Source organism: Paenibacillus sp. LS1 (assembly GCF_026013365.1).
GTDB lineage: Bacteria > Bacillota > Bacilli > Paenibacillales > Paenibacillaceae > Paenibacillus.
The window spans coordinates 1-340 of sequence record NZ_JAPDOE010000039.1 but is presented as its reverse complement, the minus strand read 5'-3'; the positions used below and the strand labels follow the sequence as shown (position 1 = coordinate 340).

Annotated in this window: 2 tRNA genes; both read left to right on the top strand. The window is 55.3% G+C overall.

Features of this window, described 5'->3' with window-relative positions:
• Positions 1 to 95: 95 nt before the first annotated feature.
• Positions 96 to 169 (top strand) — tRNA-Ile (locus OM416_RS31765).
• Positions 170 to 202: 33 nt separating this feature from the next.
• Positions 203 to 278 (top strand) — tRNA-Ala (locus OM416_RS31760).
• Positions 279 to 340: the final 62 nt, after the last annotated feature.

Genomic DNA, 340 nt, shown 5'->3' with positions numbered 1-340 from the left:
TCTAGCGCCGATGGTACTTGGACCGCAGGGTCCTGGGAGAGTAGGACGCCGCCAAGCGAAACCCCTTTGGGGTATTTTTTTTCGAAAATTGATAAGGGCCCTTAGCTCAGTTGGTTAGAGCGCACCTCTGATAAGGGTGAGGCCGGTGGTTCGAGTCCACCAGGGCCCATAGTAAGACCACAACTAGAATACACCAGTGTATGGGGCCATAGCTCAGCTGGGAGAGCGCCTGCCTTGCAAGCAGGAGGTCAGCGGTTCGATCCCGCTTGGCTCCACCATTCCCTGATAGCTCAGTTGGTAGAGCACTCGACTGTTAATCGAGTTGTCACAGGTTCGAGCC